The sequence below is a fragment of the Gilliamella sp. App2-1 genome (genome assembly GCF_001690255.1).
Classification (GTDB): Bacteria; Pseudomonadota; Gammaproteobacteria; order Enterobacterales; family Orbaceae; genus Gilliamella; species Gilliamella apicola_G.
This window is the reverse complement of sequence record NZ_LZGR01000043.1, coordinates 47,643-69,787: the sequence shown is the minus strand read 5'-3', so window position 1 is coordinate 69,787 and position 22,145 is coordinate 47,643. Positions and strand designations below refer to the sequence as shown.

Genomic DNA, 22,145 nt, shown 5'->3' with positions numbered 1-22,145 from the left:
ATTAAGACATTCCTACAAAAATGACGCCAGCGGTGATTAATAACATTCCTATCAAACGGTAACTAGTCAGTAATTCTTTGAAAAGAATACGACCAACTAGCATAATTGTAATGATATTAAATGAAGCAAGTAATACCCCTTGAGAAAGAGGGACTAACGTTAAAAAGGCTAACCATAATAAAAATTCAGCAACATAAGAGGTAACGCCAATCCAAATCCACTTATTTTTTGCTAAATCTAGCCAATAGTACCAACCATCGCGATTGTTGGGCGCGATGGCAGCAAATTTAAAAGCAACCTGTCCTAAGGTATCGAAACAAATGTTACTAACCCAAAGTAGAATAACTAATGGTGACATTATGCTTTTATTCCTTCTGCTATATTATCAAAGAAAGAAGCACACTCCTTGATCACTTCGCGGCGCTGGCTATCAATGGTAATTAAATGATAGCTATCATTTAATACCACTAACTTTGTTGGTCCTGAAACTTGCTTTTCGACCAATTTGGCATTCGTTTCTATATTGGCGATATCATCGTTACCTGAATGCATAATTAAACAAGGCGAAATCACTTGGGGCAATTGCTTGCGCATCGCTTTTGCCAATAACTGCATTTCGGCAAGCGCAGGGAATGGATTTCCAGCAAGGCCTGCTGATGCAGCATCACCACTTAACATACTTTCAGAGACCACCGCACGAATGCGTTCATCTTTAAGTCCATAAGGCGGTTGTTCAATGAAAACCTGTTTTTGGAAAATACCCAATTTTTTAAAGTAAACAAGTAAGAAAAACAGTTTTTTTGCCCAAAATGGCATACTCCAACCATCGTAACAAAATGTGGGTGCTAACACACCAACCCCTTTAATTTGTTCAGGTCTGTCTACTGCCAGTTTGAGCGCAAGTAGTGCGCCCATTGATAGTCCTGCAACAAAGATATTATCTACATGCTGTGCTAAATAATCAGCGCCATCTTGCACGCTTTTATACCAATCTTGCCAAGTTGTTTTACACAAATCTTCTTCCGTACCACAATGCCCAGCTAACTGGATGGCATAAACCGTAAATCCTGCTTTATGTAAACCATTGGCTAAAATTCGCATTTCATTGGGCGTCCCAGTTAATCCATGAATTAATAGCACGCCATTTTTGTTACCTGGTAGAAAGTACGATAAATCTTCAATTGTACTCATTAGTATTCCTTATTCTTTTACTATCATGATCGGAATTAGCAAATCCTGAGCTTGTTTTAAGGCTTGAGTTACATTAGCAAAACTCTTGATGGCACAGTGCTCAATCTTATTTTTTTCACAATAATGAACCAGCTTGTTTTTAGCAAACACAAAATCAACATTATGCGATACGCAGTAGTCTGAAGAGCCATCACCAACATATAATATCTGCGTAAAGTGCTGTTGTTTTTTAACGTGATTACATTTGCAATTGCCGCTTTTTTTGATGCAGTCTTTGTTTGCATAGGGGAACTCAAGGCGCCAACTGCGCACATTATTGTGCGTCAATTTATTGGCAAAAATTGGCAAAAGTTTAATACCATGACGTTTTAAAATAAACTCAATGGCATAATCAAGTCCATCGCTAACTACGTGAACAGGGATATTATTTTGTTCAGTATAATGAATAAATGATTTAAAATCTGGATCAATTTCAATTTGTGATAAGACGTCATTAAGCTCGTCTAAGCTTGCATCCATTAAGGCAATTTGCTTGCTCATACATTCTTGAGAGCCAATTTTGCCATTAACCCATAATTCTTCAAGCTCATCACAACCATCTTGACCGAAATGGCTCAGCAACGTATCGGTAACGTCTTTCACACTAATTGTGCCATCAAAATCACATAAGATAATTGGCGTATGACGCTGTGTATGAGATGGATAAAAAAGAGGGTTTGTTATTGATGAAAAAGTATTCATTTCTGATATAAAAATAGTCTATTTATAGATATTGGCGCAAATTTTCTCATAAAGTGACAATAAACTTTGTAGACTCTTTGTATATGTTTTGTAACGGTCGGCTAATTGTCTGTATAATGAAGAATCTCTAAGTACAAGCTGCGGTAATTGAGAGCACATAATGAGTGAACGTATATTAATCATCGAAGATGATCAACGATTAGCCAACTTAATTCAAGTTTATCTCATTCGGCAAGGATATCTTGTTGAATGGCATAATAGTGGTGCAGGCGCTGAAGAAAAGATTCAACAGCTTAATCCTGATTTAGTTATATTAGATGTGATGTTACCTGAAAAAACAGGTTTTGATATTTGTCGTGATATACGCACATGGTTTACTAACTATATCCTCATAATGACAGCCAGCGAAGATAATATTGATGAAATTGTTGGGCTTGAATTAGGTGCAGATGATTATTTGGCTAAGCCCGTTGAGCCAAGATTACTGCTGGCCCGAATACGAGCCTTATTAAGACGGAAACAGATAGAAACTGATAAAGACAATCATAAAGAATTTGTGTTGCCACAGAATAATAAAACCCTAATATTTGGCAATTTAATCGTAGATGGTGAAAATCGAAAAGTGCTCTTGCAAGAGCAAGAAATTGATTTAACGACAGCCGAGTTTGATCTGTTATGGTTACTTGCTCATAATGCGGGGACAATTCTATCTCGAGATGATATTTTTTCTCAGGTAAGAGGTATCGATTTTGATGGTAGCGATCGGTCTATTGATGCTCGTGTGTCAAGACTTCGTCGTAAATTACTTGATGATCCAGATAATCCATCACGCATCAAAACGGTTCGTGGCAAAGGCTATTTATTTATGCGAGAGGGAGAAAGCCATTGAGTCAGCTCTTAGCTAAACCGCTATTTTTCAATCGCCGAATTGTGTTTTATTTGATCATTTTACTTTTATTGCAAAGTATTATTGCTTATGGTGCTTTATTAGTTTTTGATTCATTACCTTCATCATTAACGGATATACCTGATGATCATGTTGTGTTTCGAGAATCCCAGCGAGGTACGGTAAACCTTATTCGTATGCAGATTAACGAACATAAAGATCGCCCCCTTCAAGAAGTGGTTAGTGAATTACAACCTTATTTTGGTTATCCTATTGAAGTACTGTCAAGTAACACACGGTTACCTGATACTGTACTTAATGAGTTAAAGAAGCTGGATTTTTCTTATGATAGTGACAAAGAGGTTGTTTACATTGATTTAAAAGATGGTCATTTACTTCAATTAGGTCCGATTGTAATGCGGGATATTTTGGAATCAAATACCATGTCATTGACCATTTTTCTTATTATTTGGGCTTTATTTAGTGCCATCATCTTTTTTATTTTAATTTATATGGCGTTTAGTGTCGTTTGGAAGGATCTTGTCAATATTAGGCAAACTGCCGAACAACTTGGGCAAGGTAATTTAAAAGCACGAACCGAAAATGTAAAAGGTTGGTTGTTTAAGCCGCTCGCTAACGTATTAAATAATATGGGCACGCATATTGAACACTTAGTCAGTACCAATCAAACGATTTCCCATGCAATGGCACACGAACTACGCACACCGCTTGCACGAATGCGATTTGAACTTAGTATGCTTGAAGAAGCTAATGACGAGCAAGAAAAACGTCTTTTACAAAAAGGTATGAGTGATGATATTAACGAGCTTGAAACATTAATCAATGCCAGCTTGAATTATTTTAAAATGCAGCAAAGCAATATCGAGCTAAACTTAACGCGTGTAGCACTCAAAGAGTGGGGTGAAAAAGTGTGCCAATCACTGGCTTTATTCAAACCTAAAGAGTTTGAACTAACTTGTAATAGCCAAGATGCATACGCTATGATTGATACCAATTTAGTTGAAACTATTGTAAAAAATCTGTTACTTAATGCGTTTAAATATGCAGCACATAAAGCAGTTTTAAATATTACCAAACATGAAAATCGCGTTATCCTTGAGATCGATGATGATGGCGCTGGCATTCCTTTTGATGCGCGCGAAAAGATTTTTATGCCTTTTGCCAGACTTGATACTAGCCGAACACGTTCAACGGGTGGTTATGGTCTTGGTTTAGCCTATGTAAAATTAATGGCAGAATTTCATGATGGTAAAGCATTTGTAGTAACCAGTCCCCTTGGTGGCGCAAGATTTGTGGTTTCGCTAAAGTCAGGCGATGAATAAAACAATCATTAAAGGTAATTTTTTAGCCAAATCAGTCAGGTATCATTTTGATTTTATTTTGTTTTTTATTTTGATTTTTTGATCTAACAATAGTTTTTTTGTTAAAACCAATAGGCTTTTGTGAAAAGCTCATTTTGTCGATGCAAATCGCCTATTTTCCATTTCAGAAACAAGAAAAATTTGTTATATTCGTCAGCTAACATAATACGCAATAACAAAGCAAAAATTCTCAATTTGTTATTAATAAATATATCATCAGAGGTTTTTTATGAGCGGTTCATTACCGACCGAGACAGATAATCGTCCATCTAATTTTATTCGTCAAATTATTGATGCAGATTTAGCAGCAGGAAAATATAAAACAACGCATACCCGTTTTCCGCCAGAACCTAATGGTTATTTACATATTGGCCATGCTAAATCAATTTGTTTAAATTTTGGTATTGCGCAAGACTATCAGGGTAAATGTAACTTACGTTTTGATGATACTAATCCAGCCAAAGAAGATATAGAGTATGTTGAGTCGATTAAACAAGATGTCCGTTGGTTAGGGTTTGAATGGGATGGTGAGATTTGTTACTCATCTGATTATTTTGACCGGCTATATGATTATGCAATTGAACTCATCAATAAAGGGCTTGCTTATGTTGACGAGCTGTCTGCTGATGAAATTCGTGAATATCGTGGTACTTTAACGCAACCGGGTAAAAATAGCCCTTATCGCGATCGTAGTATTGAAGAAAATTTAGCACTTTTTATACAAATGAAAGAAGGCAAATTCGCCGAAGGAAAAGCCTGCCTAAGAGCCAAAATTGACATGGCCTCGCCATTTATTGTGATGCGCGATCCTGTGTTATACCGCATCAAATTTGCCGAGCATCACCAAACAGGCAACAAGTGGTGCATTTACCCAATGTACGATTTTACCCATTGTATTTCAGATGCGATTGAAAACATCACCCATTCACTGTGTACGCTTGAATTCCAAGACAATCGCCGTTTATATGACTGGGTATTAGACAATATTACGATCGAAGCGCGTCCGCACCAGTATGAATTTTCAAGATTAAATTTAGAGTATGCCATTACGTCTAAACGTAAGCTAAACCTATTAGTAGCAGAAAACATTGTTGATGGCTGGGATGACCCGCGTATGCCAACGGTATCGGGTTTACGTCGCCGAGGTTATACACCTGCTTCGATCCGTGAATTTTGCCGACGAATTGGGGTGACTAAGCAAGAAAATACTGTTGAAATGAGCACCCTTGAGTTTTGTATTCGTGAAGATCTGAATGAAAACGCACCTCGTGCAATGGCGGTGCTAGATCCCGTTAAAGTTGTGATCGAGAACTTCTCTGACACGATTGACGAAGTGCTTAGCATGCCAAATCACCCAAACCGCCCAGAATTAGGTGCTCGCGAAGTGACATTCACGCGTGAAATTTACATCGACCGAGCTGATTTTAGAGAAGAAGCCAATAAAAATTACAAACGTTTAGTACTGGGTAAAGAGGTTCGTTTACGTAATGCTTATGTGATACGAGCTGATCGCGTTGAAAAAGACGCCGAAGGCAACATCCAAACGATCTATTGTAGTTACGATCCGGCAACATTAAATAAAAATCCAGAAGATGGACGTAAGGTGAAAGGCGTCATTCATTGGGTTTCGGCTAAGTTTGCCAAACCGGCTGAAATTCGTCTGTATGATCGTTTATTTAATACGCCAACCCCAGGTGCAGCCGAGGACTTTTTATCAACCATTAATCCTAATTCATTAATTATTAAACAAGGTTTTGTTGAGCCAAGTTTACAACATGCACAAGCCGAGCATGCTTACCAATTTGAACGTGAAGGGTACTTCTGTTTAGATAGTAAATTTGCAACCGAAGATAAATTAGTGTTTAACCGAACAGTGGGCTTAAGAGACAGCTGGAACGAAGCATAATTTAACTCGCCAGTCATTCGCCAACTTAATTCGGCGAATGACGACCGCTTTCAATGATTTAGTTCTTATGTTTAAACAATTTTATTTGTTGATTCAAATAACTCAGTAAATCAGGTATACGGTATTTGCCTGCCATTAATTGCACGTTTTCTGCCGTACTTTCTAACGATATGCCGATTGAAGTCACATATAAAGGATGTTTGATCTGACATCGCATAACTTCAATCAAATATTCGCTATTACCAGAAAAAGGTTTTTAGTAACTCCAATAATAGAGTTGGTTTTATTTAACGCACTATACACAAGTCATCTTAACCCTATTTTACCTTCATCTAAATGCATATAACCATCAATCACGATGCTTTTAATTAGACCTAAATCAACTTTATCAAGCAGTGATAGTATGCAAGGTAAATTCCGTTGATAACATTGACCAGCTTGATAGGGGGGTAACAGTATCTTGATAATCAACGATTACCTTTTCAATTTCAGATATCGAATGAGTTCAATGATTAAATGAAACGCCGACCAATTCGCCGTGGTTATCCCAAACCATCAATGGTTAATCTATAGCGATTATGACTAATACCGCCTAAGCTACTCATTAATACAGCAACGAATCCTTAATCATGAAGTAGAAATGACACATTGTTTTTTAATGTTTTGATTATATCGTATTGATTTATATTAATTATGTTGATTTAACTGTGGCCTTGATATAATGCATCTAAAATATATCGTAATTGTGTGACATTGAATTGACCGGGTGCCGATGCATTTTTAGCGGCGCCAAAAGTCATTGCTGAGCCAAATGTTGAACCTGCTATACGGCTAACGGCACCAAGACCGGCCATCGACATGGTAACAATGGGTTTGGTGGCGTATTTTTCGTTCATTTCAGTGGTTGCAGAAAGCAAAGTTAACACATCATCAGTGGTTTGTGGCATGACGGCAATTTTAAGAATGTCGGCACCAAGGTCTTGCATCTTTTGTAATCGATAGATGATATCGCTTTTAGCGGGTGTTTTTTCAAAATCATGGTTTGATGCTACAACAAATATCTGATTTTTGTGTGCAACAGCAATTATATCTTTTACGTAATCATCGCCAATAAACAACTCGACATCAATCAGATCGACAAGTCCACTACATGCCATTTCTTTATTTAATTCAATATATGATGTTAAAGGCCAAGGTTTGACGCCGCCTTCATTTACGGTTCTAAAGGTGAATAAAAGCGGTTTATTCGGTAATAAATCGCCTATTGTCTTTGCTATCTCTTTGACTGCATTGATATTATCAACGTTCGTAAAGTGATCAACGCGCCACTCTAAAACATCAAAATCAATAGATTGTAAAAACTTAACTTCATCAATTAATTCCGCTTTAGTTTTACCGATAATTGGCACAATAATTTTGGGTGCGCCCAAACCGATCTCAAGTTGTTTGATAGTGACTGTTTTCATTTTATATCCTGTTAATCGCCGTTGCTTTTATTATAGGGTTTTATTTTATGGGTTAGATCAAATAAAACAAGTTGATGTAATGTAATCACACTTAATTCAACTAATCATTAAAGCCCATTTGTTCTTTCACATATTCAATGGGGGCCTCTTCACCTGTCCAAATTTTTATTTGCGCAGCGCCTTGCCATAACATCATACCTATACCATTTAATGTTTTACAGCCTTGTTGTTCAGCTATTTCGAGTAGTTTTGTTTTACGTGGACTGTAAATACAGTCTGTAACAACAAGATCAGGATTTAACATTGTTGGATCAGTAATTAAGCTTTGTCCTTCTAATGGTTTCATCCCCACACCTGTTGCATGACAAAGAACCGCACTCGTTGCAATTTCTTGGCGTAGCTGATCTTTATCAGCCAGATCGATAACACGCACATGACATTGGGTATTTTGATTCAATTTTTTTGCAACCGCTTCGATCTTGGCATAGCACTCATCTTTTTGGTTAAAGATGGTGATCTCTTTTACACCATCAAGCGCAGCTTGTGCCACAATGGCTGTCGCAGCGCCACCCGCACCAAGGATAGTTATTTTTTTTCCTATCACATTAATGTTGGCTTCTTTAAGCATACGCATATAACCCATTCCATCAGTGTTATAACCAGTTAAAACCCCATTATCATTTGAAATAGTGTTACATGCTCCACTCAATTCGACAGCTGGTGTTAGCTTATCTAGATATTGGCAGACAAGCTGTTTATTAGGCATAGATATCGCACTACCACGTAAACCCAATGCCCGAATTCCTTTAATTGCATCAGGCAGTTTTTCTTGATCAACTTCAAATGCTAAATAAACATAGGGTACATTCAGTTTAGCATAAATGGTATTTTGCATTTGAGGGGATAAACTATGGCGAATAGGGTAAGCCATTAAACCAATTAATAAAAAATGTCCGTCTATATTATTTCTCATTCACCGCACTCCACAATAGCCTTATTTGCCTATAAAGCTTTCTATTTTTAACCTTCTTTAGCAACACGCGTTTAGTTTTGTATATTAAGAAGAAGTGAGTATACACTATTGATTGCACTTTCAATATCTATCGCCTAAAATAATAAGCTTTGCTTCTCAATTAAGAATCTATTTATGAATACAGTGCTTGATTTGTTCTCGTCAATAAATGCAGTTGTAGTTGCGGTAATTTGTATGTTAATTTTATCTCTTTGCCGTGTTCATGTCGTTATTAGCTTAATTATTGGCGCATTTGTTGGTGGGCTATTTAGCCATTTATCGTTGAAAGAAACCATTGATGCATTCAATACTGGGATCAGCAATGGGGCAAATATTGCGCTTTCTTATGCGATGTTAGGTGCATTTGCAGTGGCAATATCAAAATCTGGCTTACCTGAATTATTGGCAGATAAAGCGATCAAACAGCTTACCTCAAGCGATGCGAAAAAACGCATCAAATGGATTTTAATTATCATTATTGCATTAGTTAGTATTTCTTCACAAAATGTTATCCCTATTCATATTGCCTTTATACCACTTTTAATTCCGCCACTTTTATATGTGATGTCGCGATTACAACTCGATAGAAGGATGATTGCTTGTATTATGACATTTGGTCTAATTACGCCTTATATGTTTTTACCGGTGGGATTTGGGAATATCTTTTTAAATCAAATATTATTAAAAAATATTACTGCATCAGGTATGGATGTGAGCCATGTTAATGTGATGCATGCAATGGCCATTCCAGCATTAGGTATGTTTATGGGTTTATTATGGGCGATCTTTGTCAGTTATCGTAAACCTAGAGAATATAAAATTATTCGAGGCGTAGCGAATTTAGATGCGTTAAACAATGTGAATAAGCGCTCACTGATTGTTTCACTACTGGCCATTGTTCTCTCCTTTACTGTTCAGCTTTATACTGGATCGATGATTTTAGGGGCTTTAATTGGTTTTATTTGCTTTATTGTATCGGGTTCGATTAAATGGGGCGAAGCGGATGGTGTTTTTACTGATGGCATCAAAATGATGGCAATGATCGGTTTTGTGATGATTTCAGCACAAGGCTTTGCCGAAGTATTAAAACAGACTCATGAAATCGAACCACTAGTGATTCATAGCGCGGCTTTATTTGCTGGCAATAAAGTGATTGCTGCTTTTGTTATGATGTTGATTGGATTGATTATTACCTTAGGTATTGGCTCATCATTTTCGACAGTCCCTATTATTGCTGCCGTTTATGTGCCTCTTTGTGTGCAGCTTGGCTTTTCGCCAATTGCAACCGTCTGTTTAATTGGCGCATCTGGTGCAATTGGTGATGCAGGATCGCCGCCATCAGATACCATTTTAGCCACTTCTTCAGGGCTAAATCATGATGGGCAACATGACCACATTCGCGATAGCGTTATCCCAACATTTACCCATTTTAATATTCCGTTATTTATTGCTGGTTGGGTTGGATCATTAATTTTATAATCAGCATATTGTTGAATTTAGGTCACTATCATTATGAATAATCGATCACATCAAAATATTCGAGCTATTTGTGCACAAGCTATTTTTAATGTGCTAGAAGAAGGGCAATCATTAAGTGCGACATTGACAACTTTAAACCACAAAATAGCCGATAAAGATAAGGCGTTAGTACAAGAAATCTGTTTTGGTGTGATGCGAGTATTGCCAGAACTTAATTTTTATATTCACACCTTAATGAGTAAAGTGTTAACCGGTAAAAATAGAATTTTGCACTATTTATTGTTAGTGGGAATTTATCAGATTCTTTATACCCGTATTCCAGCACATGCAGCAGTCGGTGAGACAGTTAATGCGGTCAATACTCTCAAAAAAACACAGCTTAAAGGGGTTGTAAATGGTGTATTGCGTGAGTTTTTGCGCCAACAAACATCATTACAACAACAATTTACACAAGACAGCAAGCAACAAAGCCAGCAGACATTACACCCAAGTTGGTTGTTAACACGCCTTAAGCAATCCTATCCAGAGCAGTGGCAAGCCATTGTTCATGCTAATAACCAAAGGCCACCAATGTGGTTGCGAGTTAATCTTAACCAATATTCAGTAAATGATTACCAACAATTACTTGCTGAACAACAAATTGAATCCGATAGCTTTCCAGAGTTACCTAGTGCTCTGCGATTATTGTCGCCTGTCAATGTAAATAAATTACCCTATTTTGATGAGGGTGCTGTCACGGTACAAGATCTGTCTGCTCAATATGCCGCTTATTTGTTAGCACCGCAAAATGGCGAGCTCATTTTGGATATGTGCGCAGCACCTGGTGGTAAAACCACACATATTTTAGAAGTTGCTCCAAAAGCACAAGTTTTAGCGGTGGACATTGAGCCTAGCCGAGTGAAGCGCATTCACGAAAATTTAACTCGATTAAACTTACATGCCGAAGTTAAAGTTGGTGATGGATTAACCCCAGAACGATGGTGTAAAGGGCAACAATTTGATCGCATTTTACTTGATGCACCTTGCTCGGCAACAGGCGTTATCCGCCGTCATCCAGATATAAAATGGTTACGCCGAGATAATGATATTGCCCAATTAACTGAGCTACAGCATGCAATCTTAACTAATATTTGGTCTTATTTAAAAATTGGTGGTACTTTAGTTTATGCCACTTGTTCAATTCTACCAGACGAAAATAAATTACAAATTGAGCGTTTTTTACAAGAAAACACCAGCGCCAAATTACAAGGTGAACTTAAACAATTTTTACCTATTGAAAATGGTGGTGATGGTTTTTTTTATGCGGTTTTAAAAAAGCATAGTTAATACAACATAAAATATGATGATTTATCAATTATTATAAATCATCATATTGATTTTTATTGGTTATATTTATTTATGATTTCAACTAACTGTTGCCCATGTTGTCGTGCTTTTGTTTTTATTTTAGCTTGCATTTCTTCAATCTCTGGTGAAATACCATATAAAAGTATTGGTGGCAGATATTCCATTTGCGTATATAAAGTTGATACTTTGACGGGCTCTAATAAATTATCCATTAAATCGTTGTGATATTTTTTATAATTTTGTTCTTGTTGTCCTATGGTTAAACTTGGTAATAGTTTTTTACCTTTTAATTTATCGCCTTTGGAGCCATAAGCAAATTGGTAAGTAAATACTTCATCAAACCATATTTTTAATATTGCCGGCATGTTAAACCAATACATTGGATATTGTAAAACGATAAGGTCATGTCTGAGTAATGCGGCTTGCTCCTCTTGTACATTGATTTGATAGTTTGGATAAAGCTTGTGAATATTGCGAATTTCAATATCCTCAACTTTATCTTGTAATGTTTCGATAATTGTTTTATTGGCGATAGACTGTTTAATATTGGGGTGACCTAAAATAATTAATGTCATAATGATACTTTTTTCCTTTTTTGCTGTTAAAATGATAGTTACTCTAATTAGTTTATTTGTAAATAAACTTATAGCAATATCTATCAAACTTGATAGTTAGGTGAATTAATGCAAATAGATGAACAAAGACCATTAAAACGTTATAACAATAAAACTTATTATTGCCCTATTAGTTTGGCAATGGATTTAGTTGGTGGAAAATGGAAAGGGGTAATACTTTATTATTTGCTTTTTGGTGAAAAAAGATTCAGCGAATTGAAAACTATTATTCCTCATATTACCGATATGACATTAAGTATACAACTTAAAAAATTAGAGGAGGATGGGTTAATTACTCGACGCGTTTTTGGTGATAAACCCCCTTTAAAAGTTGTCTATAAATTAACGCCATTTGGCGAAAAATTAGGGCCTGTATTAGAGCAACTTTGTTTATGGGCGTTGAATATTTAAGATTGATATAAGCATCGCGGTGGAATGATTAAAGGTAACCCACGGTTTTATCTATTTTGTCAAAAAGTTTCAGGTAACTATGTGTTTAAGTATAAAAAACTAAAAAAATCACACAATCCTAACTTGGACAATCTTTAGTAGTTGTGATAAATTTTGGGCTTGTTTTATCTTATAAAGATGTTCAGATATGGCTTATACTCTCACCTACAATGATTTACCTGAAAATATCCAACATTGGCAAGGTTTACCGCTGTCATTAAATGGCTGTGAAGTGGTTCCTTTAGATTATAATGCCGGTAAAACAGGCTGGATTATTTATGGTAAAAAGTTAAATAAAACAGTCTTATCAAAATTCCAAGATCAACTTGCTATGCCAATGGTGATTGTTTCATCATGGAAAATCAAAACTTATCAGATTGTTCGTATTGCAGGGGTGATACCTAAAAAAGCTAAATCGATATCATTAGCATTAGGTATTGATGTTGCCCCAATCGATAATTTACCCACGCTACGCTCCCCGGGGTTACTTGTTATGGACATGGACTCAACCGCTATTGGCATTGAATGTATTGATGAACTGGCTAAATTGCATGGTGTCGGGCAGCAAGTTGCGGACGTGACTGAACAAACGATGCGTGGTGAACTTGATTTCACAACGAGTTTGCGCAAACGTGTGGCAACGTTAAAAGGTGCACATCAAGATCTTTTACAGCAAGTAAAAGATAGCTTGCCTCTTACGCCTGGATTGACATTTTTAGTGAAAGAATTGCATAAAAAAAATTGGCATGTTGCTATTGTGTCAGGTGGTTTTACCTATTTTGCTGATCACTTAAAGCAAAAGTTAAAATTAGTTGAAGTTTATGCCAATGCGTTAGAAATTAAACATGGTAAATTAACGGGTAAAGTGACTGGTCAAATTGTTGATGCAAAATATAAAGCAAGGACATTACAACAATTAGCTGCAACACTTAATATCCCCATTGAGCAAACAGTGGCGATTGGTGATGGTGCCAATGATTTAATGATGATTCGTATAGCGGGTTTAGGCGTTGCCTATCGTGGCAAACCCAAAGTAGTTGAAAAGGCACGAATCAGTATTAATTATGCTGATTTAACGGGTTTATGGTGCATTTTATCAACCAGTTTATTAAGTGAAGGTTAGGAGATTAAATTGGCAAAAGCGGTAAAGCGAGCTTATGTTTGTAATGATTGTGGCGCAGACTATCCGCGTTGGCAAGGTCAATGTAGTGCTTGCCATGCTTGGAATACCATAACTGAAGTGAGGCTTGCAAGTACCGCTTCGCGCAATGATAGATTAACCGGTTATGCGGGTAGTGGTGTTGGTCAAGCAAAAATTCAAAAATTATCTGAAATCAGCTTAGAGGCACTGCCAAGATTTTCAACAGGTTTTTCAGAATTTGATCGTGTGCTTGGTGGAGGCGTCGTACCGGGTAGCGCGATTTTAATTGGGGGTAATCCTGGTGCAGGTAAAAGTACGTTGTTACTGCAAACCATGAGTAAGCTATCATCACAAATGAATACACTTTATGTAACAGGTGAAGAGTCACTTCAACAAGTTGCGATGCGTGCACATCGCTTGGGTTTACCGGCTGATAATATCAATATGCTGTCCGAAACAAGCATTGAGCAAATTTGCCTGCTTGCCGAACAGTCACAACCTAAACTTATGGTAATTGACTCTATTCAAGTGATGCACCTTACTGATATCCAATCATCCCCCGGTAGTGTTGCACAAGTTCGCGAAACAGCTGCCTATTTAACGCGGTTTGCTAAAACGAAAGGAATTGCCATTATTATGGTTGGGCATGTAACCAAAGATGGTTCGCTAGCAGGGCCAAAAGTACTTGAGCACTGTATTGACTGTTCAATTTTATTAGATGGTGATGCTGATTCTCGTTTTAGAACGCTACGCAGTCATAAAAATCGCTTTGGGGCGGTGAATGAACTGGGGGTATTTGCGATGACTGAACAAGGTTTAAAAGAGGTTAGTAATCCATCCGCAATCTTTTTAAGCCGTGGCGATGAGATGCTACCGGGTAGTTCGGTCATGGTACTGTGGGAAGGTACCCGACCATTACTGGTTGAAATCCAAGCACTTGTCGATCACTCTATGTATGGTAATCCAAGACGTGTAACCGTTGGATTAGATCAAAATCGACTGGCATTATTGCTTGCGGTATTACACCGGCATGGCGGGTTACAAATGGCCGATCAAGATATTTTTGTTAATGTGGTTGGGGGGGTTAAAGTCACCGAAACTAGTGCGGATTTAGCATTGATAGCGGCGCTGGTATCCAGTTTTCGCAATCGTCCTCTACCACAAGATGTTGTTATATTTGGTGAAATTGGCCTTGGCGGTGAAATTCGACCTGTACCGAGTGGGCAAGAACGCATATCTGAAGCCGCTAAGCATGGTTTTAAAAAAGCAATCGTACCAATCGCTAATATGCCCAAGAAAAAGCCCGAAAATATGCAGATTTTTGCCGTTAAAAAAGTTTCAGAAGCATTAGATATTTTAGGTGATTTTTAAAAATCATCTCAATTATCAATCGTTAAAATTATTCCGCCGAGGTTTATCGGCGGTTAAGATTGGATTTATCTTCGATTAAATTTGCGACGAATGTTATTTTTAATAACAAATTTCATAGCAAGGTTGATAAGCACTTCCTCCCGGCAATTTCATTCGGTCTTGTTGAACAAAACTACGCAATAAATTATCAAGTTGCTGCATAATTCCGATATCTCCTTGTAACTTATATCGACCATGTTCGCCAATTTGCTTCATACCAAACTCTTTCACGTTACCAGCGACAATACCAGAAAATGCACGACGCAAATCTGCGGCTAATAGTTCCACAGGTTGATCACGATGAAGATTTAATGACGCCATATTAGCGTGCGTTGGCTCAAAAGGATGTTGTAGCGATTCATCAATTTTCAGTAGCCAATTAAATCCATAAGCATCGCCGGTTTTTAAGCGTGAAGATTTAACATGTTTAACGCCATCTTTCATAATACGTGCCACTTGTTCGGGCGAGTCGATCACGATTTGGTAAAGCTTGGTTGCCTCATCACCTAATGTGCTCCGAATAAAATTATCTATTGATGCAAAATAGCCTTCGCATTCTTTTGGTCCTGTCAAGATCAGAGGGAGTGATTGATGTTGATTGGCTGGGTTTAATAAAATACCTAGAATATAAAGCAACTCCTCGGCGGTACCCGGCCCACCCGGGAAGATGATAATACCATGCGCCAACCGCACAAAAGCTTCAAGACGTTTTTCGATATCAGGCATAATAATCAGTTCATTGACTAACGCATTAGGCGGTTCCGCTGCAATAATTGATGGTTCGGTCATGCCAATAAAGCGACTGTCTTTATAACGCTGCTGTGCATGACCAACTGCGGCACCTTTCATTGGTGCTTCCATAATACCAGGACCACAACCAGTGCAAATATTAAGTTCTCGCAAACCCAGCTGCATACCCACTTGGCGAGCATAATAATATTCGCTTTCGTTAATGGAATGTCCACCCCAGCAGACAACTAAATTTGGCTCTTCACCTACATGGAGTGAGTTTGCATTACGTAAAATTGAAAAAACAAGGTTTGTAATATAAAACGAATGATCTCTTTCAAATTTGATATTAGAAATAAGCTCTTTAACGGCGCTGATTTGACTATTTAAAAAAAGGATATCGCGTAATACAGCAAACAAGTTAGCTTGGATTGAACGAATAATTCGTCCATCAACAAAAGCGCTTTCCGGAGCATTAATCAATTCTAATTTCACGCCTCGTTCTTTGCTAATAACATTAATTTCAAAAGACTGGAATCTATCTAACAGATCTTTAGTATTATCGGTTTTAGTGCCAGCATTCAAAGTGGCTAATGAACAATTTCTAAATAATTGATAAAGTTCACTATTGGCTGATTTTTTTAAAATATCGACTTCTGCCTGAGCAAGCAAATCCATCGATCCTAATGGGCTAATATGGGTGATCATCACAACCTCTGTTTGACGGTTTTATCAGCAAGACGACTATTATATACTCAAACTGATTAAATAAGTAAATTAGATAAACTCTATTTAAAAAAGGAGGTTTATGATAGAAACTTCTCGTGTTTTGACGGTGTTATTTTAGGAAGGCGTTACCGTTTTAATTGTTCAGTAAACAGGTATTTTATAAAAATTAATTTGTTCATAGTCAAAAAATGAAGCCTATGCTAGACTGAACCAAACTCTGAAGCTCTTTTGCCTAAGTGATATTTCAATTCATAAGGTGGATTAGCCGCGGTATAGCACAGAAATGGCTATGCTTCCCGATTTGGATAAGGTGTTTAATATAATATGCAATTAGTTGATAATTATCAGCGTCGATTTCAATATCTGCGTTTGTCGATTACCGAGCTGTGTAATTTTCAGTGTCAGTACTGTTTACCCAATGGTTATCAACCTAACAAGGCTCATAAATTTCTGTCGCTCAGCGAGATTAATCATGTTGTTGCAACATTTACGGAGCTTGGTGTGCGCAAAATTCGGTTAACAGGTGGCGAACCTACTTTGCGTCGCGATTTTATGGATATTTTGTCGATCATCTCCGCTTACCCAAGTGTAAAAGAACTGGCTATGACGACTAATGGTTCTCGTTTATTAAAAAATATTCACCATTGGCATCAAGCAGGTTTGAATGCGATTAATATTAGTATTGATAGCCTTTCCCCACATTTATTTAAATTAATTACCGGTCAAGATAAGCTTAAAGAATTAATGCAATGTGTGGACAGAGCATTAGAAGTGGGTATAAAAAAAGTCAAAATTAATACTGTCTTGATGAAAAACATAAATGATAATTTAGATGATTATTTGTCATGGATTAAATGTCGACCAGTCGAATTACGTTTTATTGAACTTATGGAAACAGGCGAAAGCTTTGATGTGTTTAATCGTTATCACCAGTCCGGTAGTTTGATTGAAACAAAGCTAATTGCACAGGGTTGGCAATTGCAATCTAGAAATCCGCTATCAGGTCCCGCTAAAGTTTATGTCCATAGCGACTATCAAGGTAAAATTGGACTGATTATGCCGTATTCAAAAGATTTTTGTAAAAGTTGTAATCGATTGCGCGTATCATCCATTGGTCAATTACATTATTGTTTATTTGGTGAGGCTGCAGTTGATTTGCGTGATTTGCTTCAAAGTCCAGCGCAAAAGCAACAATTAATTGCAAGAATCTTTTCTTCGCTAATGATCAAACCAGAAAAACATCTGTTACATGCTCATAATGTTGGTATTACCCCTAATTTATCCAATATTGGTGGATAATTGAATATTTTGCTTTGGCACATTCATCAGTTGCCAATGCTTTATTGCCCAATCTAAAATTTGCTGTTGTGTGGCATCTTGCCAATGTTTTGGCACACATTGCCCTAAAAATTGCAGAGCTTGAACGGTTAATGCTTTAAGATTGTTTAAATCAATCGGGTTTGCATGGTTTTGTTTTGATAGTTTATTGCCGTTGTTATCGAGTACTAGCGGTAAATGGCAGTAGCTTGGCACAGGAAAGCCGAACAGTTGATACAGTGAGATTTGTTTAGCAGTGACTGGTAATAAATCCGCACCTCGCACAATTTCAGTAATGCCTTGCTGATGATCATCTAATACCACCACTAAATTATAGGCAAATAAGCCAGCTTTACGATGAATAATAAAATCTTCTTGTGCGCTAGCTTTTTCAACGGTTTGTAGACCACGAATTTGATCTGCAAATTGAAAAATAGGGTGATTTTGTTTTAAACGAATCGCAAACTGTTGTTTATTATTGATAGATAAATGCCGTTCACGACAAAAACCATCATAAATACCATTTGCCAGACTTTGAATTCGCTGTCTAGTACAATCACAATAATAGGCTTGTTGATTATCGATTAGCGTTTGTAAAATAGCTTGGTAACGTTCGTTGCACGATGATTGGTATAAAACCGCATCATCCCAATATAAATTTAGTGCTTCAAGCGTTTTTAATATCAGTGATGATGCCCCTTTGACTTCTCGTGGTGGGTCGATATCTTCAATACGAACCAGCCATTTACCGAGGCAAGATTTAGCTTGGAGATAACTCCCAAGCGCTGTAACCAACGAACCAAAATGTAATGGTCCTGATGGTGAAGGGGCAAAACGACCGATGTAATGCATAGGTCTAATTTGAGAATGATAGATGAAACTGGCGTTACATGCCCATCTGTTTTTCGCGCAGTTCCGCAAGCGTTTTACAATCGATACATAAATCTGCTGTTGGTCTTGCTTCTAAGCGTCGGATACCAATTTCAACACCACAAGATTCACAATAACCAAAATCGTCTGATTCGATTTTCTTTAACGTTTTTTCAATTTTTTTAATCAGTCTTCTTTCTCTATCTCGAGCGCGTAATTCAAGGCTGAATTCTTCTTCTTGCGTTGCTCGGTCAGCTGGATCTGGAAAATTCGCTGCTTCATCTTGCATGTGGGTAACTGTTTTGCCCATTTCACCTTGTAGTTGAGCAAGCCAGGCTTCTAAAATAAGTTTAAAATGTTTCAATTGCTTAGGGTTCATGTACTCCTCGCCTTGTGCCTCTTTATATGGCTCAAGCCCAGCAATTGAAAGCAGGCTAAGAGAAGATGTATTTACTTTTTGTTCCTTTTTCACAGCAATCCCCTTAAGTACAGATTATTTGAAAGCGCTAAACTATAACAATAATTCAGCCATTGGCAAAATTTTTTTATCATTTTTTTTTACTTTAGATAAAAAAATAATGTAACCGATTGTTATTGATAAAAATAATTAAATATTCCACATTTTCAAATCATTTTTGGGACATTTAGCAACTAAATCTTTTAACTTATCGTTGTCAGGTAAAATAAGATTAGGGGCAATATCAAATAAAGGGTAGAGTACAAACTCCCTATTTTTCATATGATAATGAGGGATAGTGAGTCTTTCACTATTAATGACTAAATCATCATAAAGTAAAATATCCAGATCCAAGGTTCTTGCTCCCCAACGGTTGTCTTTGCGTACCCGACCTTGCGCTTTTTCAATGGTTTGCAGTTCATCCAGCAGGGCGATTGGCGATAGATTTGTCGTCAATTTAATGACGGCATTAAGATAATCATTTTGATCTTGTGGACCAAGTGGCTTACTGCGATAAAAAGGAGAAATATCCATAACAGTCGTGTTAGGTAGCTGCTTTAATGCCGCAATTGCACGATTGGCTTGCGCCAATGGATCTTCAAGGTTACTGCCTAAGGCGATATAACAAGTTGACATAATGAGATGTTAAATTTTTGATTTGATTGTTTTTGTTGAAACCATTTTAACATATAAAATAATCGCTCCAAATGATTATATTAATGACTAACGCATTATGATTTTGGGTTATTAGAATATAACTACATAGTCTTTAACTTATAGCTAATGATAGGTTATTTTAGTTATCTCGAAGTAAACTAATTTTCCTAATCGCTTATCGTATTTGCTTAGTTTGAGAGTTTTGCATGAATTTAGGTCAACAGTTAAGTTTTTTAATCCAAAATACGCCAATAATCAGTGACCCACAAGTTATCAATTGTGCTATCAATGGGGTAACGGATTATTTTGCTTGCGCTTTACAAGCTTGCCATGAAGATGATGTTTATAAATTGCTAGCATGGATAGCGGATGAAGGTGGAAATGCGAGAGCTTGGTTAATTGGCCAAAAAAAGTTGGCTAGCGCAAGGCAAGCAGCACTTTTTAATGGCTTTCAAGCGCATTGTTTAGATTATGATGATGTACATTCAGATGTTCGAGGTCACCCATCTGCCGTTATTTTATCCGCACTCATTGCAAGTGTTCGATTCGATAAGACTGAGCAAAAGATTGATGGTCGACGTTTTTTAACGGCTTATGTGATTGGTATTGAAGTGATGGCTTTATTGGGGCAAAGCGTCAATCCACAGCATTATGAACAAGGTTGGCATACAACCATGACTTTAGGCGGGATTGCTGCAACAGCAGCTATTTGTTATCTCTATGATGAACCTTTTTTATCACAAGCATTAACGTTAGCTGCGACTCAAGCATCGGGAATGCGTTTGTTAATGGGTACGCCGATTAAGTTTTTGCATGCTGGGCTCGCAGCTGAGCATGCCATACAATCGGTTGAATGGTTAAGAGCGGGTATACATGCTGATCAGGATTTTTTAGATGATAAATTAGGTTTTTTGGCTATTTATGGGCAAGGTAATACGCATTTTGATTTAAGTCGTTGGGGCAAAACTTGGAAGATTGTTGATCCCGGATTATGGTTTAAAAATTATTCTTATTGTTCGGCTGCAGCTTATATTGCTGATGCGGGGCAATTGCTTTATCGAAATGCTAACTTTAGTGTTGATAAGATTGAGCGTATTACTATCTTTTTTTCTCCACCACAAAGTGATGCCGCGTTAATTTATCAAACGCCTTTGCTTGCTGAACAAGGGCGTTTTTCGGCTGAGTATGTTTTAGCATTAACCCTTTTAGGATTGCCACTTAGTTTTGAACAGTTTTCTGTAAAACCAATTTCAAATGGCATAAAACAATTGATGCAGAAGATGAAACGTAGCTATCAAATACAACTTATACCCCATCCACAGGCGTATAATAAACGTTATGTTGTTGTTGAAATTCTTAATCGCACCGGCGAAAAGTTGATCCAACGAATTGATATGCCAAAAGGTTCGCCAAAAAATCCATACAGTCAGCGCGAATTATCATTGAAGCTGGTCAAAGCCGTAGGCGACCAAAAGACAACGGATAATTTATTGAAAGATATTCGTGCGCTTGCGATCGATTTAGATTTGCATACATTTTTATTGTCACATCTATTTACGCTTTAACAATTAAAAATTAATTTTATGGTTAAGTCAGTTTTTTATCGTTAAATTTCAAAATCAATTTCATCAGTCAATTGGCGTAAAAAACGTTGTGTTATTTCATTTTGTGGATTATCAATTATTGATTTTGCAGGCCCTTCTTCAACAATTACGCCATCTGCCATAAAGATAACTCGGTCTGCAACATACTTAGCAAATTCCATTTCGTGGGTCACGATAATCATTGTGATATGTTGTTTGGCTAGCTGTAGCATGACTTGTAATACTTCGTGTACACGCTCGGGATCGAGTGCGGATGTTGGTTCATCAAATAATAATACTTTGGGTCTGACCGCAAGTGCTCTTGCGATAGCAACACGCTGTTGCTGACCACCAGATAAGGTGATGGGATATTGTGTGGCGTAGGATAACATACCAACGCGTTCTAATAATGCTAGGCCAAGTTGTTCGGCCTCTTTTTTATCTTTCTTTTGTCCAACAATTAATGGATAGGTGATATTTTCTAATGCGGTTTTATTTTTAAATAAGTTGTAGTGTTGAAAGACCATTGCAGATTGCTTGCGTAAATGGGTTTCTTCTTTATGACTATAATGTTTAGCATCTAGCATCGCTGTGCCAATTTGAATGGTACCGTTGTTCGGTTTTTCTAATAAATTTAAACAACGTAATAAGGTCGATTTACCTGATCCCGAAGGTCCAATAATTGCGACCACCTCGCCTTGTTTGATGTTTAGGTTGATCTCTTTTAAGACTTCATTATTAGCAAAGCGTTTAGATAAATGTGATACCGTAATCATAA

General features: G+C 37.2%; 23 protein-coding genes and 1 riboswitch. Of the genes, 10 read left to right on the top strand and 13 right to left on the bottom strand.

What is annotated here, in order from left to right:
* Position 1: 1 nt before the first annotated feature.
* The 3 genes from A9G22_RS05475 to A9G22_RS05465 are packed head-to-tail and all read right to left on the bottom strand — an operon-like array spanning position 2 to position 1,932.
* Positions 2 to 358, bottom strand: coding sequence for an EamA family transporter (locus tag A9G22_RS05475; protein WP_075508489.1), 357 nt, complete (start codon positions 356 to 358; stop codon positions 2 to 4).
* On the bottom strand, positions 358 to 1,191 hold the full coding sequence (locus A9G22_RS05470; RefSeq protein WP_065586621.1) for an alpha/beta hydrolase: 834 nt from the start codon (positions 1,189 to 1,191) through the stop codon (positions 358 to 360). Before A9G22_RS05470 ends, A9G22_RS05475 begins: the two co-directional genes overlap by 1 nt.
* A 9-nt stretch (positions 1,192 to 1,200) precedes the next feature.
* Complete coding sequence (locus A9G22_RS05465; protein WP_081296962.1) at positions 1,201 to 1,932, bottom strand: MtnX-like HAD-IB family phosphatase; 732 nt, start codon at positions 1,930 to 1,932, stop codon at positions 1,201 to 1,203.
* A gap of 160 nt (positions 1,933 to 2,092) precedes the next feature.
* Here A9G22_RS05465 and A9G22_RS05460 point away from each other — a divergent pair, with 160 nt between their 5' ends.
* From A9G22_RS05460 to glnS, 3 genes are all read left to right on the top strand, one after another.
* Complete coding sequence (locus tag A9G22_RS05460) at positions 2,093 to 2,821, top strand: winged helix-turn-helix domain-containing protein (RefSeq protein ID WP_065586620.1); 729 nt, start codon at positions 2,093 to 2,095, stop codon at positions 2,819 to 2,821.
* Positions 2,818 to 4,161 (top strand): ATP-binding protein, encoded by a 1,344-nt coding sequence (locus A9G22_RS05455; RefSeq protein ID WP_065586619.1) that lies wholly within the window; start codon positions 2,818 to 2,820, stop codon positions 4,159 to 4,161. Before A9G22_RS05460 ends, A9G22_RS05455 begins: the two co-directional genes overlap by 4 nt.
* Positions 4,162 to 4,429: 268 nt before the next feature.
* On the top strand, positions 4,430 to 6,106 hold the full coding sequence (glnS, locus tag A9G22_RS05450; RefSeq protein ID WP_075508488.1) for a glutamine--tRNA ligase: 1,677 nt from the start codon (positions 4,430 to 4,432) through the stop codon (positions 6,104 to 6,106).
* A 58-nt stretch (positions 6,107 to 6,164) separates the two neighbouring features.
* Here glnS and A9G22_RS11245 read toward each other — a convergent pair whose 3' ends face one another.
* The 4 genes from A9G22_RS11245 to A9G22_RS05440 form a co-directional block, all read right to left on the bottom strand.
* Positions 6,165 to 6,323 (bottom strand): endonuclease V, encoded by a 159-nt coding sequence (locus A9G22_RS11245; protein WP_141669986.1) that lies wholly within the window; start codon positions 6,321 to 6,323, stop codon positions 6,165 to 6,167.
* Positions 6,324 to 6,412: 89 nt separating this feature from the next.
* Positions 6,413 to 6,577 carry a hypothetical protein gene (locus A9G22_RS11380; protein ID WP_176700235.1) on the bottom strand — a complete coding sequence of 55 codons (165 nt, stop codon included), beginning with the start codon at positions 6,575 to 6,577 and terminating at the stop codon, positions 6,413 to 6,415.
* 230 nt (positions 6,578 to 6,807) lie between these two features.
* The gene (aroD, locus tag A9G22_RS05445) at positions 6,808 to 7,572 is read right to left on the bottom strand and encodes a type I 3-dehydroquinate dehydratase (protein WP_075508487.1); all 765 of its coding nucleotides are present in this window, start codon (positions 7,570 to 7,572) and stop codon (positions 6,808 to 6,810) included.
* A gap of 100 nt (positions 7,573 to 7,672) precedes the next feature.
* Complete coding sequence (locus A9G22_RS05440) at positions 7,673 to 8,545, bottom strand: shikimate dehydrogenase (RefSeq protein ID WP_075508486.1); 873 nt, start codon at positions 8,543 to 8,545, stop codon at positions 7,673 to 7,675.
* 174 nt (positions 8,546 to 8,719) lie between these two features.
* Between A9G22_RS05440 and A9G22_RS05435 the strand changes: the two genes are divergently transcribed.
* Together A9G22_RS05435 and rsmB are read left to right on the top strand one after the other, a co-directional pair.
* Complete coding sequence (locus A9G22_RS05435; RefSeq protein ID WP_065586614.1) at positions 8,720 to 10,063, top strand: Na+/H+ antiporter family protein; 1,344 nt, start codon at positions 8,720 to 8,722, stop codon at positions 10,061 to 10,063.
* Positions 10,064 to 10,096: 33 nt separating this feature from the next.
* Positions 10,097 to 11,389: a 16S rRNA (cytosine(967)-C(5))-methyltransferase RsmB gene (rsmB, locus tag A9G22_RS05430; protein WP_075508485.1), complete on the top strand. Its 1,293-nt coding sequence runs from the start codon at positions 10,097 to 10,099 to the stop codon at positions 11,387 to 11,389.
* Between the two features lie 53 nt (positions 11,390 to 11,442).
* On the opposite strand, the gene A9G22_RS05425 is transcribed toward rsmB, so the two are convergent.
* Positions 11,443 to 11,985, bottom strand: a complete 543-nt coding sequence (locus A9G22_RS05425; RefSeq protein WP_065567395.1) for an NAD(P)H-dependent oxidoreductase — start codon at positions 11,983 to 11,985, stop codon at positions 11,443 to 11,445.
* A gap of 108 nt (positions 11,986 to 12,093) precedes the next feature.
* Here A9G22_RS05425 and A9G22_RS05420 point away from each other — a divergent pair, with 108 nt between their 5' ends.
* From A9G22_RS05420 to radA, 3 genes are all read left to right on the top strand, one after another.
* On the top strand, positions 12,094 to 12,435 hold the full coding sequence (locus A9G22_RS05420; protein ID WP_065586612.1) for a winged helix-turn-helix transcriptional regulator: 342 nt from the start codon (positions 12,094 to 12,096) through the stop codon (positions 12,433 to 12,435).
* Positions 12,436 to 12,622: 187 nt separating this feature from the next.
* Positions 12,623 to 13,597: a phosphoserine phosphatase gene (gene serB / locus A9G22_RS05415; protein WP_065586611.1), complete on the top strand. Its 975-nt coding sequence runs from the start codon at positions 12,623 to 12,625 to the stop codon at positions 13,595 to 13,597.
* Between the two features lie 9 nt (positions 13,598 to 13,606).
* Entirely contained in the window at positions 13,607 to 14,986 is a 1,380-nt protein-coding gene (gene radA, locus A9G22_RS05410; protein ID WP_065586610.1) for a DNA repair protein RadA, read from the top strand.
* A gap of 99 nt (positions 14,987 to 15,085) precedes the next feature.
* Here the strand turns inward: radA and ppnN are convergent, their stop codons facing one another.
* The gene (ppnN, locus tag A9G22_RS05405; protein WP_065586609.1) at positions 15,086 to 16,462 is read right to left on the bottom strand and encodes a nucleotide 5'-monophosphate nucleosidase PpnN; all 1,377 of its coding nucleotides are present in this window, start codon (positions 16,460 to 16,462) and stop codon (positions 15,086 to 15,088) included.
* A gap of 224 nt (positions 16,463 to 16,686) precedes the next feature.
* A riboswitch (molybdenum cofactor riboswitch) is annotated at positions 16,687 to 16,812 on the top strand.
* Between ppnN and moaA the strand changes: the two genes are divergently transcribed.
* Positions 16,808 to 17,782 carry a GTP 3',8-cyclase MoaA gene (moaA, locus tag A9G22_RS05400; protein ID WP_065586608.1) on the top strand — a complete coding sequence of 325 codons (975 nt, stop codon included), beginning with the start codon at positions 16,808 to 16,810 and terminating at the stop codon, positions 17,780 to 17,782. (Overlaps the previous riboswitch by 5 nt.)
* On the opposite strand, the gene gluQRS is transcribed toward moaA, so the two are convergent.
* From gluQRS to folK, 3 genes are all read right to left on the bottom strand, one after another.
* Positions 17,762 to 18,661, bottom strand: coding sequence for a tRNA glutamyl-Q(34) synthetase GluQRS (gluQRS, locus tag A9G22_RS05395; protein WP_176700240.1), 900 nt, complete (start codon positions 18,659 to 18,661; stop codon positions 17,762 to 17,764). The two genes, moaA and gluQRS, sit on opposite strands and share 21 nt — an antisense overlap.
* A gap of 25 nt (positions 18,662 to 18,686) precedes the next feature.
* Entirely contained in the window at positions 18,687 to 19,142 is a 456-nt protein-coding gene (gene dksA / locus A9G22_RS05390; RefSeq protein ID WP_065586606.1) for an RNA polymerase-binding protein DksA, read from the bottom strand.
* Positions 19,143 to 19,277: 135 nt separating this feature from the next.
* Positions 19,278 to 19,763: a 2-amino-4-hydroxy-6-hydroxymethyldihydropteridine diphosphokinase gene (gene folK / locus A9G22_RS05385; protein WP_065586605.1), complete on the bottom strand. Its 486-nt coding sequence runs from the start codon at positions 19,761 to 19,763 to the stop codon at positions 19,278 to 19,280.
* A gap of 227 nt (positions 19,764 to 19,990) precedes the next feature.
* Between folK and A9G22_RS05380 the strand changes: the two genes are divergently transcribed.
* Positions 19,991 to 21,349 carry an MmgE/PrpD family protein gene (locus A9G22_RS05380; RefSeq protein WP_065586604.1) on the top strand — a complete coding sequence of 453 codons (1,359 nt, stop codon included), beginning with the start codon at positions 19,991 to 19,993 and terminating at the stop codon, positions 21,347 to 21,349.
* 41 nt (positions 21,350 to 21,390) lie between these two features.
* On the opposite strand, the gene A9G22_RS05375 is transcribed toward A9G22_RS05380, so the two are convergent.
* Positions 21,391 to 22,143 (bottom strand): amino acid ABC transporter ATP-binding protein, encoded by a 753-nt coding sequence (locus tag A9G22_RS05375; protein ID WP_065586603.1) that lies wholly within the window; start codon positions 22,141 to 22,143, stop codon positions 21,391 to 21,393.
* Positions 22,144 to 22,145: the final 2 nt, after the last annotated feature.